This is a genomic window from Amycolatopsis methanolica 239 (assembly GCF_000739085.1).
Lineage (GTDB): Bacteria > Actinomycetota > Actinomycetes > Mycobacteriales > Pseudonocardiaceae > Amycolatopsis_E > Amycolatopsis_E methanolica.
In genome coordinates, this window is record NZ_CP009110.1 from 312132 (window position 1) to 326222 (window position 14091).

Annotated in this window: 16 protein-coding genes; 10 read left to right on the forward strand and 6 right to left on the reverse strand. The window is 71.0% G+C overall.

The annotated features are described in order from the left end of the window. The first annotated feature begins 56 nt into the window (after positions 1-56). The gene (locus tag AMETH_RS01535) at positions 57-596 is read left to right on the forward strand and encodes a TetR/AcrR family transcriptional regulator (protein WP_026153705.1); all 540 of its coding nucleotides are present in this window, start codon (positions 57-59) and stop codon (positions 594-596) included. Positions 597-820: 224 nt separating this feature from the next. Here AMETH_RS01535 and AMETH_RS01540 read toward each other — a convergent pair whose 3' ends face one another. Beyond that, entirely contained in the window at positions 821-1102 is a 282-nt protein-coding gene (locus AMETH_RS01540; RefSeq protein ID WP_017986268.1) for a metal-sensitive transcriptional regulator, read from the reverse strand. A 154-nt stretch (positions 1103-1256) separates the two neighbouring features. Here AMETH_RS01540 and nicT point away from each other — a divergent pair, with 154 nt between their 5' ends. The 5 genes from nicT to AMETH_RS01565 all read left to right on the forward strand — a co-directional run bounded on the left by nicT (position 1257) and on the right by AMETH_RS01565 (position 6973). After that, complete coding sequence (nicT, locus tag AMETH_RS01545) at positions 1257-2318, forward strand: Nickel transporter NicT (RefSeq protein ID WP_051079484.1); 1062 nt, start codon at positions 1257-1259, stop codon at positions 2316-2318. Beyond that, positions 2315-2524 (forward strand): heavy-metal-associated domain-containing protein, encoded by a 210-nt coding sequence (locus tag AMETH_RS01550; RefSeq protein WP_017986270.1) that lies wholly within the window; start codon positions 2315-2317, stop codon positions 2522-2524. Before nicT ends, AMETH_RS01550 begins: the two co-directional genes overlap by 4 nt. A gap of 4 nt (positions 2525-2528) precedes the next feature. Further along, positions 2529-4724, forward strand: a complete 2196-nt coding sequence (locus AMETH_RS01555) for a heavy metal translocating P-type ATPase (protein WP_017986271.1) — start codon at positions 2529-2531, stop codon at positions 4722-4724. Positions 4725-4791: 67 nt separating this feature from the next. Then, positions 4792-5820: a flavin-containing monooxygenase gene (locus AMETH_RS01560; RefSeq protein WP_017986272.1), complete on the forward strand. Its 1029-nt coding sequence runs from the start codon at positions 4792-4794 to the stop codon at positions 5818-5820. 10 nt (positions 5821-5830) lie between these two features. Continuing rightward, positions 5831-6973, forward strand: coding sequence for a CaiB/BaiF CoA transferase family protein (locus AMETH_RS01565; RefSeq protein ID WP_017986273.1), 1143 nt, complete (start codon positions 5831-5833; stop codon positions 6971-6973). Here AMETH_RS01565 and AMETH_RS01570 read toward each other — a convergent pair. From AMETH_RS01570 to AMETH_RS01575, 3 genes are read right to left on the reverse strand one after another with little or no spacing between them, the layout of a single operon-like run. Next, complete coding sequence (locus AMETH_RS01570; protein ID WP_017986274.1) at positions 6970-8757, reverse strand: thiamine pyrophosphate-requiring protein; 1788 nt, start codon at positions 8755-8757, stop codon at positions 6970-6972. The two genes, AMETH_RS01565 and AMETH_RS01570, sit on opposite strands and share 4 nt — an antisense overlap. Positions 8758-8767: 10 nt before the next feature. After that, a complete protein-coding gene (locus AMETH_RS41280) occupies positions 8768-9106 on the reverse strand; it encodes a Ppx/GppA phosphatase family protein (protein WP_017986275.1) in 339 nt (112 codons plus the stop codon). Continuing rightward, complete coding sequence (locus AMETH_RS01575) at positions 9046-9783, reverse strand: Ppx/GppA phosphatase family protein (RefSeq protein WP_267283469.1); 738 nt, start codon at positions 9781-9783, stop codon at positions 9046-9048. The genes AMETH_RS41280 and AMETH_RS01575 overlap by 61 nt, the downstream gene beginning before the upstream one ends. 64 nt (positions 9784-9847) lie before the next feature. On the opposite strand from AMETH_RS01575, the gene AMETH_RS01580 reads away from it, so the two are divergent. From AMETH_RS01580 to AMETH_RS01595, 4 genes are all read left to right on the forward strand, one after another. Further along, positions 9848-10210 (forward strand): hypothetical protein, encoded by a 363-nt coding sequence (locus AMETH_RS01580; protein ID WP_017986276.1) that lies wholly within the window; start codon positions 9848-9850, stop codon positions 10208-10210. Between the two features lie 27 nt (positions 10211-10237). After that, entirely contained in the window at positions 10238-10561 is a 324-nt protein-coding gene (gene cutA / locus AMETH_RS01585; RefSeq protein WP_017986277.1) for a divalent-cation tolerance protein CutA, read from the forward strand. An 88-nt stretch (positions 10562-10649) separates the two neighbouring features. Beyond that, entirely contained in the window at positions 10650-11909 is a 1260-nt protein-coding gene (locus tag AMETH_RS01590; protein WP_017986278.1) for a glycoside hydrolase family 1 protein, read from the forward strand. Between the two features lie 10 nt (positions 11910-11919). Beyond that, positions 11920-12999 (forward strand): MBL fold metallo-hydrolase, encoded by a 1080-nt coding sequence (locus AMETH_RS01595; protein WP_017986279.1) that lies wholly within the window; start codon positions 11920-11922, stop codon positions 12997-12999. A 57-nt stretch (positions 13000-13056) separates the two neighbouring features. Here the strand turns inward: AMETH_RS01595 and AMETH_RS01600 are convergent, their stop codons facing one another. Together AMETH_RS01600 and AMETH_RS01605 are read right to left on the reverse strand one after the other, a co-directional pair. After that, a complete protein-coding gene (locus AMETH_RS01600; protein ID WP_017986280.1) occupies positions 13057-13608 on the reverse strand; it encodes a hypothetical protein in 552 nt (183 codons plus the stop codon). Between the two features lie 53 nt (positions 13609-13661). Then, positions 13662-14090 carry a pyridoxamine 5'-phosphate oxidase family protein gene (locus AMETH_RS01605; protein WP_017986281.1) on the reverse strand — a complete coding sequence of 143 codons (429 nt, stop codon included), beginning with the start codon at positions 14088-14090 and terminating at the stop codon, positions 13662-13664. Position 14091 lies beyond the last annotated feature (1 nt).

The window sequence follows — 14091 nt, forward strand, 5'->3', positions numbered from 1 at the left end:
CGTCTGAACGGTACTGATCGGTTCCGTTTCTGGTCAAGATCCGATACCGTGGAGCCATGCCGACCCGAGCTCGTGAACGTCTCGTGCAGACGGCCGAGGACCTGTTCTACGCGGAGGGCATCCGCGCGGTGGGGGTCGAGCGGCTGCTGGAGGTGTCCGGCGTCGGCCGCGCGTCGTTCTACCGGCACTTCGCGAGCAAGGACGACCTGGTCGAGACGGTCCTGACCGAGCGCGACCAGCAGTGGCGGCAGGCGCTGGCGGAGGGCGTCGCGGCGCGCGGCGACCACCCGCTGGCGGTGTTCGACTTCCTCGCCGAGCGGTTCGCGCGGGCGGACTACCGGGGCTGCGCGTTCATCAACGCGATGGCCGAGGTGGGCGACGCGGACGCGGCCGTGTACCGGCTGGCGCGCGCCCACAAGGGGGCGGTGACGGAGTACCTGGCCGGGTTGCTGGAGAAGGCGGGGCACCGCCCGGCCGCGGTGCTCGCCGCGCAGCTGATGCTGCTGGTGGACGGCGCGCTGGTGACCGTGCTACGCGAGCGCAGCGCGGAGCCAGCGCTCCGGGCGAAGGCGATCGCGGCGGCGTTGTTGCGCTGACGGGCGCTGGTCGGCGCCGCGGCTGAGGGGTGCAGGGGTGCGGCGGCCGGGGTGGGTGCCCGCTTGCGCCGGTGCTGTCACGCGCGGGATGGGGCGGCTGGGGTGGGGACAGGCGGCGATGGCCGCGGCCGGAATTTCGTGGGGCGACCTCGCTGCGGCAGCGCTGTGGGGGGTGGTAAGTGTGAGGTTGCCCGGGCTTCGAGTCGCGAGGCGGCCGGGCTGGGTCAGGACTTCACGAGGCGCGCGATCGCGTCGCTTGCTTCGCGGACCTTGACTTCCGCTTCGCGGCCTCCGGCGCGCGCCGCGTCGACTACGCAGCTCGACAGGTGCTCGTCGAGCAGTTCGAGCGAGAACGACTGCAGCGCCTTGGTCGCGGCGGAGACCTGCGTCAGGATGTCGATGCAGTACTTATCCTCTTCGACCATCCGCTGCAGGCCGCGGATCTGGCCCTCGATCCGGCGCAGTCGCTTGAGGTAGGCGTCCTTGTCTCCGCTGTAGCTCGCCATGTCCGCCTCCGCTCTCGAAAAACTCCCGCCATCATACCCGCTCCCCGTATCCGCACCCTTGCGTCCGATCGGGCCGCCTGTTCATCTGATTACCTGAACAGGTGAGGGAGGTTATCCCGTGGGTGATCGGACCCCGCTCGGCAGGCGGGAACGGATGTCCGTGGCGGGGATGGTCGGCGTCATCCTCGCGCTCAACGTCGTCGGCTGGGGGGTCCTGCTCCTGCTGGTCGTGCCGCAGCACTTCGAGATCGGCGCGTCCGGGGTGTTCGGCGTCGGCCTGGGGGTCACGGCCTTCACGCTCGGTATGCGGCACGCGTTCGACGCCGACCACATCGCGGCGATCGACAACACCACGCGCAAGCTCATCGCCGACGGGCAGCGGCCGCTCACCGTCGGTTTCTGGTTCTCCCTCGGGCATTCCACGATCGTGTTCGGGTTGTGTCTGCTGTTGTCACTCGGCGTGCGCGCGCTTGCCGGGGAGGTCGAGGACGACTCGTCCACGCTGCACGACGTCACGGGTGTGATCGGCCTGTCGGTGTCCGGCACGTTCCTGTGCCTGCTCGGCGTGATCAACCTGGTCGTGCTGGTCGGCATCCTCCGCGTCGCCCGCGACATGCGCCGCGGGCAGTTCGACGAGGCCGAACTCGAAGCGAAGCTCGCCAGCCGCGGCCTGCTCAACCGCATCCTCGGCAAGGCCACCGCCGCCGTGCGTAAACCGTGGCACATCTACCCGGTAGGGGTACTGTTCGGCCTCGGCTTCGACACCGCGACCGAGGTCGGCCTGCTGGTCCTCGCCGGTGGCGCGGCCGCGTTCGCGCTGCCCTGGTACGCCGTGCTCGTGCTGCCGGTCCTGTTCGCGGCCGGCATGACGCTGTTCGACGCCGCGGACGGCTTCTTCATGAACTACGCCTACGGCTGGGCCTTCGCGCGGCCGGTGCGCAAGATCTTCTACAACATCGCCGTGACCGCCCTCTCTGTCGTGGTTGCCCTGGTCATCGGCGTGATCGAGCTGATCTCCGTGCTCGTCGACCAGGCCGGGATCACGCACGGCCCGCTGGCCTGGATCGCCGGAACAAACCTCGACCACGCCGGGTTCGTGATCGTGGGTTTGTTCGTTCTGACCTGGGTAATCGCCTGGTCGGTGTGGCGCTTCGGCCGCATCGAGGAACGCTGGGTGACGCCCGGTACGGGTAGGGGGTATAGTCCGGAACCATGACTGAGACCGTCTACACCGTCACCGGGATGACCTGCCAGCACTGCGTCGCCTCCGTCACCGAGGAGGTCACGAAGATCGAGGGCGTCCAGGACGTCAAGGTCGATCTGCCGACCGGTTCGGTCACCGTCGTGAGCGCCGCCGAGCTGAGCGATGACGCGATCCGCGCCGCCATCGACGAGGCCGGGTACGAGCTCGCGTCCCGGTGACACGATGACCGCCGCCCCCGAGCGCGCCGAGGTCGAACTGGCCATCGGCGGCATGACCTGCGCCTCGTGCGCGAACCGGATCGAGCGCAAGCTGAACAAGCTCGACGGGGTCACCGCCACGGTCAACTACGCCACCGAGAAGGCGAAGGTGAGCTTCCCGTCGGGCGTCGACCCGCAGAAGCTGGTCGACACGGTCGTGGCCGCCGGGTACTCGGCCACGCTGCCGCAACCGGCCGAGGACGAGGAAGACCACGTCACCGGCCTGCGGGACCGCGTGCTCGCGGCGGCGGTCCTGTCGCTGCCGGTGGTCGTGCTGGCGATGGTCCCGGCCTGGCAGGTCGACTACTGGCAGTGGATCTCCCTCGCGCTGGCCACGCCGGTCGTGTTCGGCGCCGGCCTGCCGTTCCACGTGGCGGCGTGGACGAACCTCAAGCACCGCGCCGCGACGATGGACACGCTCATCTCGGTCGGCACCCTCGCGGCCTACCTGTGGTCGGTGTACGCGCTGGTGTTCACCGACGCCGGCGAGATCGGGCTGCGGCACCCGTTCGAGCTCACCATCGAGCGCAGCAGCGAAAGCCGCATCTACCTCGAGGTCGCCACGGCGGTGACTACGTTCATCCTGGCCGGGCGCTACTTCGAGGCCCGCGCCAAGCGTCGCGCCGGCGCCGCCCTGCGTGCGCTGCTCGAGCTGGGGGCCAAGGACGTCGCGGTGCTGCGGGACGGCGCCGAGGTGCGGATCCCCGCGTCGCAGCTGGTCGTGGGGGACCGGTTCGTGGTCCGGCCGGGCGAGAAGATCGCCACCGACGGCGAGGTCGAGGAGGGCTCGTCGGCGGTCGACGTGAGCATGCTGACCGGCGAGTCGGTGCCGGTCGAGGTCGGCCGGGGCGACGCGGTCGTCGGCGCCACCGTCAACGCGGGCGGGCGGCTCGTCGTGCGCGCCACCCGCGTCGGCTCGGACACCCAGCTCGCGCAGATGGCGAAGCTCGTCGAGGAGGCGCAGACCGGGAAGGCGCAGGTCCAGCGCCTGGCCGACCGCGTGTCCGGGATCTTCGTGCCGATCGTGCTGGTGCTCGCGCTGGGCACCCTGGTCACCTGGCTCGCGCTCGGCGTGCCCACCACCTCGGCGTTCACCGCGGCGGTCGCGGTGCTGATCATCGCCTGCCCCTGCGCGCTCGGGCTCGCGACGCCGACCGCGCTACTGGTCGGCACCGGCCGGGGCGCGCAGCTCGGGATCCTCATCAAGGGCCCAGAGGCGCTGGAGTCGACCCGCCGGATCGACACCGTCGTGCTGGACAAGACTGGCACGGTCACCACCGGCCGCATGTCGCTGGTCGACGTGCGGCTCGCCGACGGCGAAGACCGCGACGAGCTGCTGCGGATGGCCGGCTCCCTGGAGCACGCGTCCGAGCACCCGGTCGCCAAGGCCATCGCCGCGGCCGTGGACGAGCACGCGCCGGTGTCGGAGTTCCGCAACGTCGAGGGCCTCGGTGTGCAGGGCGTCGTCGACGGCCGCGCGGTCGTGGTCGGCCGCACCGCGCTGCTCGCCGACTGGGGCCTGCACCTGCCGGACGCGCTCGCGCGGGCGAAGACCGAGGCGGAGGAGCTGGGCCGCACAGTCGTCGCGGTGGGCTGGGACGGCCGGGTGCGCGGCCTGCTGGTGGTGGCAGACACCGTCAAGCCGACGTCCGCCGAAGCGGTGCGCAGGCTCACCGCGCTGGGGCTGCGGCCGGTCCTGCTCACCGGGGACAACGAGACCGTCGCCAAGGCGGTGGCCCGCGAGGTCGGCATCACCGAGGTGATCGCCGAGGTGCTGCCCGCCGACAAGGTCGACGCGGTGAAACGCCTACAGGACAAGGGGAACCGGGTCGCGATGGTCGGCGACGGCGTCAACGACGCGGCCGCGCTCGCACAGGCCGACCTGGGCCTGGCGATGGGCACCGGCACCGATGTCGCGATCGAGGCGAGCGACCTGACCCTGGTGCGTGGCGACCTGCGCGCGGCGGTCGACGCGATCCGGCTCGCGCGCCGCACGCTCGGCACCATCAAGAGCAACCTGTTCTGGGCCTTCGCCTACAACGTGGCGGCCCTCCCGCTGGCCGCGCTCGGCCTGCTCAACCCGATGATCGCCGGCGCCGCGATGGCGCTGAGCTCGGTGTTCGTGGTGAGCAACTCGCTGCGGCTGCGCGCGTTCTCGTAGGGAAGTAACGACTTCGCGCCTCCACTGGAACCGACTACCGTGGCGGTTTCGGACCTGGGGAGGCGTGATGCCCGACGCGATCGTGATCGGTGGCGGCCAGTCCGGCCTCGCCGCGGCCAACGCGCTGCGGGAGGCCGGGCTGAAGCCGGTGGTGCTGGAGGCCGGTGCGGAGCCCGTCGGGTCCTGGCCGCGCTACTACGACAGCCTCACCTTGTTCTCGCCCGCGGGCTACAGTTCCCTGCCGGGCAGGCGTTTTCCCGGCGATCCGCGGCACTACCCGGTGCGCGACGAGGTGGTCGCCTACCTGCGCGACTACGCCGCCGGGCTGGACGTGGACATCCGCACCGGGCACCGCGTGGAATCGGTGCGCCGCAACGGAAGTTTCGTCGTGCGCGCCGGGGAGGAGTTCGAGGCGCCGATCGTCGTGGCCGCCAGCGGGTGGTTCGGCAAGCCGCACACACCGGCGTTGCCCGGGCTGGATTCCTTCGCGGGCAAGGTGATCCACGCGGCGGACTACCGCGAGCCGAGCGCGTTCGCCGGGCAGCGGATCGTCGTGGTCGGCGCGGGCAACTCCGGGGTGCAGATCGCCGCGGAGCTGGCCGAGGTGTCGTCGGTGACACTCGCGACGCGCGGGCCCGTGCGGTACGCGCCGCAACGGCCGCTGGGCAAGGACCTGCAGTTCTGGTTCTCGGTCACCGGTGTCGCGTACCTGCCGCGCCGCATCAAGGGCGAGCCGCCGACCGTGCCGGTGATCGACACCGGCCACTACCGCGGGCTGATCCACGCCGGGCGGCCGGACCGCCGCCCGATGTTCACCCGCCTCGACGGCAACCACGTCGTGTGGTCCGACGGCCGCCGCGAACCCGTCGACACGCTCCTGCTCGCCACCGGGTACCGGCCGGACACGCCCTACCTCGCCGGTCTCGGCGCGCTGGACGAGCGCGGCATGCCGAAGCACCGGCGCGGCGTCTCCACGTCGGTGCCCGGCCTCGGGTACGTCGGGCTGGAATGGCAGAGCACGCTGGTGTCCGCGAGCCTGCGCGGCGTCGGCCGCGACGCGCGGTACATGGTCCGGAAGCTGGCCCCGATGAGGTAGAAGGGACGGTGTGACCGATCGAACCGGGGCGCTGTCCGGCGTCGTCATCGCCGATTTCAGCCGGGTGCTCGCCGCGCCGTACGCGACCATGCTGCTCGCCGACCTCGGCGCCGAGGTGATCAAGGTCGAGCGCCCCGGAGCCGGGGACGACACCCGCGCGTGGGGCCCGCCGCACGCCGACGGGGAGGCCGTCTACTTCCGGTCGGTCAACCGCAACAAGCGCTCGATCACCCTCGACCTGGCCGATCCGGATGACCTGGCGGCGGCGAAGGCGCTGGCGGACCGCGCCGACGTGGTGGTCGAGAACTTCCGCCCGGGCACGATGGCCCGCTACGGCCTGGGCTACGAGGACCTCGCGGCGGACAACCCCGGCCTGGTGTACTGCTCGATCTCCGGTTTCGGCAGCGGCGCGGGCGCGGCGCTGCCCGGCTACGACCTGCTGTTGCAGGCCGTCGGCGGGCTGATGAGCGTCACCGGTCCGGCGCCGGGCGAGCCCACGAAGGTGGGCGTCGCGCTCGTGGACGTCCTGACCGGGCTGCACGCGGCTGTCGGCATCCTGTCCGCGCTGCGCCACCGGGACGCGACCGGCGAGGGGCAGCTGATCGAGGTCAGCCTGCTCGGCTCGCTGCTGTCGAGCATGGTCAACCAGAGCGCGAACCACGTGATGGCCGACGTCGTGCCGGGCATTCTCGGCAACCGGCACCCGTCCGTCGCGCCGTACGAGGTGTTCCAGGCCGCCGACCGGCCGCTCGTGATCGCCGTCGGCAACGACCGCCAGTTCGCCGCCCTCACCGAGGCGCTCGGCCTGCCGGAACTGGCCGTGGACGAGCGCTTCACCTCCAACGCGCAGCGGGTCGCGCACGTCGCCGAGTTGGCTGAGCTTCTTGGCGAACGTCTGCGGACCCGGCCCGCCGACGAGTGGTTCGAGCTGCTCACGCCCCTTGGCGTGCCGTGCGGACCGGTCAACGACCTTGCCGAGGCGTTCCAGCTCGCCGATCGGCTCGGCCTCGCGCCGCGCGTGCCGCTGGGCGGGCTGGACGTGGTGCGCAACCCGATCGGCCTGACGAAGACGCCGCCGGCCTACCGCCAGCCGCCGCCGAAGCTCGGCGAGCACAGCGACGAGATCCGCACCTGGCTCAAGGACACCGACTAGCGGTTCGGCAGCAACTCCTGCGCCTTGGTCTTCAGGCCCTCGACCAGGATGTGCCACGCGTCGCGGTCGCCCTTGAGCATCGCCTCGGTCGTGCTCTTGATCTGCTCGAACGTCGCGTGCGGCGGGATCGGCGGCACCTCCGGGTCGCAGCGCACGTCCAGCAGCGCGGGCCGGTCCGCGGACAGCACCCGGTCCCACGCCGGGCCCAGCTGCTCCGGCGAATCCACCGCGACCGCCTCGAAACCCAGCGACCGCGCGAAGTCGGCGTAGGAGAACTCCGGTAGCGACTGCGACTCCTCGAACTTCGGCGCGCCGCCCATCGCGCGCAGCTCCCACGTGACCTGGTTCAGGTCGTTGTTGTGGAACACGCACACCACCAGCCGCCGGTCGGCCCACAGGTGGTGGTAGCGCTGGATCGTGAGCAGCTCGGCCATGCCGTTCATCTGCATCGCGCCGTCGCCTTCGAGCGCGATCACCGGCCGGTCCGGGCAGGCGAACTTCGCGCCGATCGCGTACGGCACGCCCGGCCCCATCGTCGCCAGCGTGCCGGACAACGTGCCGCGCATCCTGCCGCGCATGCGCAGGTTCCGCGCGTACCAGTTGGTCGACGAGCCGGAGTCGGCGGTGACGATCGCGTCCTCCGGGATCCGCTGCGACAGCTCGTGCACGACCCGCATCGGGTTGACCGGGTCCGCCTCGACCATCGCCTGCTGCTCGACGGTCCCCCACCAGGACGCGACGTTCTTCTCGATCTTCTCCCGCCAGGCGCGGTCCGCCTTGCGGCGCAGCATCGGCAGCAGCGCCCGCAGCGTGCCCTTCGCCTCGCCGACCAGGTTCACCTCGGTCGGGTAACGCATGCCGATCATGCTGCCGTCGATGTCGATCTGGATCGCGCGCGCCTTGCCGTACTCGGGCAGGAACTGGCTGTACGGGAAGTTGGAGCCGACGATCAGCAGGGTGTCGCAGTCCTGCATCATCTCGTAGCTCGGCCGCGTGCCGAGCAGCCCGATCGAGCCGGTCACGTACGGCAGGTCGTCGGGCAGGATGTCCTTGCCCAGCAACGCCTTCGCGACCCCGGCGCCGGTCAGCTCGGCGATCTCGCGGACCTCGGCGGCGGCGTTGCGCGCGCCCTGCCCGATCAGGATCGCGACCTTCTCGCCTTCGTTGAGGATGTCCGCCGCGCGGCCCAGCTCGTCCTCGGGCGGGATGACCACCGGGTGCGGGAAGCCGGGCGGGCTGGACGGCACGTGCTTGAACGCATGCTTCGGCGGCGAATACGGCTCTTCCTGCAGGTCGTTCGGGATGATCACGGCCGTCGGCGCGCGCTTGGCCAGCGCGGTCCGGATGGCCCGGTCGAGCGCGTTCGGCAGCTGCTCGGCGACGTTGACTTCGACCAGGTACTCGCTGGCCACGTCCTTGAACAACGGCTGCAGGTCCACTTCCTGCTGGTAGGACCCGCCCATCGCGCTGCGCGCGGTCTGCCCGACGATCGCGACCACCGGCACGTGGTCGAGCTTGGCGTCGTACAACCCGTTGAGGAGGTGGATGGCTCCCGGCCCCGAGGTCGCCATGCACACCCCGACGTGCCCGCTGAACTTGGCGTACCCCACCGCCTCGAACGCGGCCATCTCCTCGTGACGGGCCTGGACGAACCGAGGTTCGTTGTCCGCCTTGCCGAACGCGGCGACGATGCCGTTGATCCCGTCGCCGGGGTAGGCGAAGACCTGCTCGACGCCCCACTCCCGCAGACGCTTCAGCAGGTGGTCACCGACCGTTTCCGACATGGAAAACTCCTCACGCTCCTCGGCTCAGTCCCACTAGGGACTTACCCGGGCCGCCGCGCCCCGACACCTCGGGCACGGCGGTGCTGATCGCCTGCAGCGGCAGACCGTCGTATACCTGCAGGGTTTGCAGGTGGTGCAGCATGATCCCCTCGCGCAACGCCCACGGGCACACGTCGACCTTGCGGATGTCGAGCGTGTCCATGGTCGCCTTGGCGACGATCGCGCCGGCCAGGATCTGCCGCGCGCGCGGCGCGGACACACCGCGCAAGCGGGCCCGTTCGGCCGTCTTCATCTCGGCCAGCCGCGGGATCCACGCGTTGAGCGCGTCGACGGTGAGGGTGCGCCGCACGAACGGTCCGCGCCGCTGCGGTGGCCCTCGGCCAGCCGGGCCAGCTGCTTGAACGTCTTCGACGTGGCGACGGCGTGGGCGGGCACGCCCTCCCACCTCAGCCGGTCGGCGACCTCGCGCAGCATGTCCCGCACGTGCCGCCGCATCGCCTTGACCTGCTTGACCGACGGCGGGTCGTCCGGCAGGAACATCCGCGTCAGCCTGCCCGCGCCGAGAGGCAGGGACAGCGTGAGCTGCGGTTCGGCGTCGCGACCGAGCGCGATCTCCAGCGAGCCACCCCCGATGTCGAGCAGCAGCAGGCGGCCTGCGGACCAGCCGTACCAGCGGTGCGCGGCGGCGTAGGTCAGCCGGGCCTCGTCCTCGCCGGTGAGGAACTGCGGCCGCACGCCGGTCCGCTCCTCGATCCGGTTGATGATCTCGTCCCGGTTGCTCGCGTCCCGGATCGCCGAGGTCGCGAACAGGAACAACTGCTCGACGCGGTGCAGGCGGGCCGCGGTGAGGGCGGACTCGACCGCGTCCACCGCCCGGCAGACGCCCTCCTCCGCGATCGCGCCGCTCTCGTCGATCTGCTCGGCGAGGCGTGTGGGCTCTTTCACAGCCAGTGCCGGCAACGGCGGGGCGCCCGGGTGGGCATCCACGATCTGGAGCTGCGCGGAGTTCGATCCGATGTCCAGCACGCCAAGTCGCATAAGGGCCTAGGTACCCCGTTTAGCGCTGCGCCACACGGATACCTCCGATCTCATGGAGACGTTCAATTACACCGCGACCGCCGACCTGCCCGCCGACGAGGCGTTCGCGTTCATCTCCGACGCACCCAACCTGCCCCGGTTCCTGCCGCAGGACCTGGCCGAAGGCTGGTTGCGCGCGGACGCGGCGAGCAGACAACTGGCGTGGGGCACGGAGAGCGGCGGCGACGACTGCGGGGAGCTGCGGGTGATCGAGCGCGGTCCCGCGCAGTGCGAGATCGCCATGACCGTGCACACCCGGCGCACCGATTCCGCGCAGGTGCGCTCGGAGTTGGAGCAGGCCGTCGCCGCGCTGACCCACAAGGCGAGCGCCGACGCCGACGAGCAGCGCGAGGACCAGCAGGCGGGCTGGGTCTGAGCCGGGCGCAGTGCTCTAATCGGGCACATGCGCGAACACGTGATCGTGTCGTCCACCACCGACAGCGAGACCACGGCCCGGGAGCTGGCGGCGCAGGCCGTCGAGGCGCGCCTGGGCGCGTGCGCCCAGATCGTCGGCCCCATCCTGAGCGTCTACCGGTGGGACGGCGAGGTGCACGCCGAACCCGAATGGCGGGTGGAGATCAAGACCGCGGCGGACCGGGTGGCGCCGCTGGTCGAGCTGATCAAGGAGCAGCACAACTACGAGGTTCCGGAGATCATCGCGACGCCCATCGAGGGCGGCAGCGCGGAGTACCTCGAGTGGCTGGTCGAGGAGACCAGGGGCGGTTGATCGTTGACGGCCCGGTGGCGGAAACGTAAATTTCTTTCACATGTCGCGTCTGGCCCGGATAGCGCTCGTCGTCCTGTTCTGTGTTGCGATGGTCCCCGTGACACCGGCCGCCGCCGAGAACCGGTTCTACTGGGGAGTCGCCACCGCGGGCTTCCAATCCGAGGGCAGCGCGCCGGACAGCAACTGGTCGCGGTACGTGGCCAAGGGCGGCGTCGACCCGTACGCCAACGCCACCGACTTCCGCCACCGCTACGCCGAGGACATCCGGCTGGCGCAGGACCTCGGGGTGAACACGTTCCGGTTCAGCGTCGAATGGGCTCGCGTGCAGCCCGGGCCCGGCGTGTGGGACGAGGCCGAGCTGGCCTACTACGACGACGTGGTCCGGCACGTCCGCGCCGTCGGCATGACCCCGATGATCACGCTGAGCCACTGGGTGTACCCGGGGTGGGTGGCCGACCAGGGCGGGTTCACCAGCGCCAAGACCGTCGACGACTTCCTCGCCTTCACCACGCGCATCGCGGAGCGCTACGACGACGTGCTGTGGGTGACGTTCAACGAGCCGGTCGCGTTCCTCACCCAGGAGTTGCGGATCGGCGCCGTCAACCCGTTCCAGGTGCCCGCCTGGCAGGCCAACGTGGTGCAGGCCCACCGCCGCGCCTACGACGAGATCCACCGGCTCGACCCGGGCGCGAAGGTGACCAGCAACCAGGCCTTCTACGCCGGCTTCAACCCGCTGACCGACCTGGTCGTGATGGACCGGATCAAGGACAAGGTGGACTTCGTCGGGCTGGACTACTACTACGGCATCAGCCTGACCAACCTGACGGCGATCTACGCGGCGTTCGAGCAGTTCTGGAAGGTCAAGCCGCAGCCGGAGGGCATCTACTACGCGCTGCGCTACTACCACGAGCGCTACCCGGACCTGCCGCTCTACATCGTGGAGAACGGCCTGCCCACCGACAACGGGAACCCGCGCGAGGACGACTACACCCGCGCGGCGTCGATCCAGGACACGCTGTTCTGGGTGCAGCGCGCGAAGGCCGACGGCATGGACGTCATCGGCTACAACCACTGGAGCATCACCGACAACTACGAGTGGGGCAGCTACCGGCCGCGCTTCGGACTGTACGAAGTGGACGCTCTCGGCGACCCCGAGCTGGCCCGCAGGCCGACCGACGGCGTCGCGGCGTACCGGGACGTGATCGCGCGCGGCGGCGTCGGGCCCTCGTACCGCCTGGTCCAGGGGCCCGCGCTGTGCTCGCTGACCGCGCCGCTGAGCAGTTGCCTGTCGCCTGCCGACCCGTCCGGGCCGCTCGCGCCGCTGGGAACATCCGGGAGCCGCCCGTAGTTGTCCGGACATGGCGAAGACGTTGCGGTGGGCCCTGCCCGCGCTGCTCGGCACGGCGGTGGCGGCCCTGTGGGAGATCCCGGTCGCGTTCGGCGGGCGGCCCGACCCCGAGCGCATGCGGCGCTCCCCGCAGTTCCACGACGGCCGGTTCCGCAACCTCGCGCCGCCGCTCGTGCAGCCGGCCAGGGCACGCGACCTGGTCGGCGAGATGGTGTTCGGCAAGCAGCAGCGCAAGCCGACCGGCCCGGTGCCGCTGGTGCCGCCTGCCGCGCCCGCCGATGAGGGGCTGCACATCACCTGGTACGGCCACGCGTCGTCGCTGATCGAGATCGACGGCCGGAAGGTGCTGGTGGACCCGGTGTGGGGCGAGCGGGTGTCGCCGTCCCGGTTCGTCGGCCCGAAGCGCATGCACCGGCCGCCGCACCAGCTGTCCGAGCTGCCGGAGCTGGACGTGATCATCGTGTCGCACGACCACTACGACCACCTGGACCGGCCGACGGTGGTGCGGCTGGCCAAGACGCAGAGCGCGCCGTTCGTGGTGCCGCTCGGGGTGGGCGCGCACCTGCGGCGGTGGCGGATCCCGGCGGAGCGGATCATCGAACTGGACTGGGACGAGACGGTCTCGGTCGGCGGGGTGGAGGTGACCGCGGCGGCGGCCCAGCACTTCTCCGGGCGGGCCTTCACGCGGAACAACACGCTGTGGGCGTCGTGGATCGTGGCGCGCTCCGGGCGGAAGGTGTTCTACACGGCGGACTCCGGCTACTTCGACGGCTACCGCACGATCGGGGAGAAGTACGGGCCGTTCGACGCCGCGATCGTGCAGATCGGCGCGTACCACCCGGCGTGGCCGGACATCCACATGACGCCCGAGGAGGGCGTCGCCGCACACCTCGACGTCCGCGGCGGGCTGCTGATCCCGGTGCACTGGGGCACGTTCCGCCTGGCGATGCACGGCTGGGCCGAGCCGGCGGAGCGGGTCTGGCGCGAAGCGAAGGCCCACGAGGTGGCGCTGGCGGTCCCGCGCCCGGGCGAGCGGATCGACGTGGACGCCCCGAAGCCCGTCGACCCCTGGTGGCAACCGATCGGCTGAGCCGCGGCTCGCGGCACGGTGCCTTTGATCAGTGAAGCCCGAGCTGGTGGCCCCCGATCAGGACGTCGGCCGCACCCTCGTCAACCCCACCCGATCCGCCGCCCGCCGGATCTTGAAGAACGTGTTCCGGAACCACGCCATCAACGTGGCGCGCACATCCGGGTCCAGCTGCTCCTCGCCGGCGGCCTTCACGGCCTTGTAGTGGTCGATGAGGGTGTGCAGCCACGCGTCCACGTCCCGGACGCTCTCCAGCTGCACCATCCCGCCGGTGTCCGGCAGCCGCCGCAGGAACTCCTCGTGCGTGTTGCGGACCCAGTGCGACAGCTTGAGGTCGATCTCCGGGATCACGACCGGCGGGTCCAGCTCGAACGCCAGCCGTGAGCGCCACCCGAGCAGCTCCCGCTCCACCGGGTGGTCCCAGCGGCCGGGGCGGCCCAGCTGGTGACCGGCGATGCGGCGCTCGGCGAACCACAGGAAGTCCTCCGACCCCCGGCGCAGGGTGCTGATCATCGTCGGCGCCAGCGCGCCGATCACGGTCCGGTCGACGACGTCCCACGTCGTGCCGCCCGCGAACGGACTGTCGATCTTGAGGGTCTTCGCGGTCCGCACTCTGAATTACTGCCTTATCTTCCCGATTGTCCGCAACCCGCCAACGATGTGCTTTACCTCATGCCGAGCCTGCGGTCGAGGCTTATCTCGATCACGACCCGCTCCGGGTGGGGCGTCGGCTGCCGGTGGTACCGCACGGCGTAACGGTTTTCCGCGTCCGCCACCGACTCCGGATCCTCGCGGACCACCGCCGATCCCTCCAAACTCGACCAGCGGCGACCGTCCACCTGGCTCACCACGACACGCGCGGGTTCGCCGAGCCGGACGTTGCGCGCCTTGACGCTGCCGCGGCGGCAGATCACCCGCGCCGTGGTGAAGTCCTCGTCCACGGTGACCCCGACCGGCACGACGTGCGGCCTCCCGTCCGGACGCAGCGTCGTGAGCATGCACAGGTGCCGCTCGGCCCAGAACGCCCGCAGCTCGTCGCTGGGCGCCTCGGTGGTCCTGGTCATGCGCGTCCCTTCGCGTCGGTCGGTGTCCATC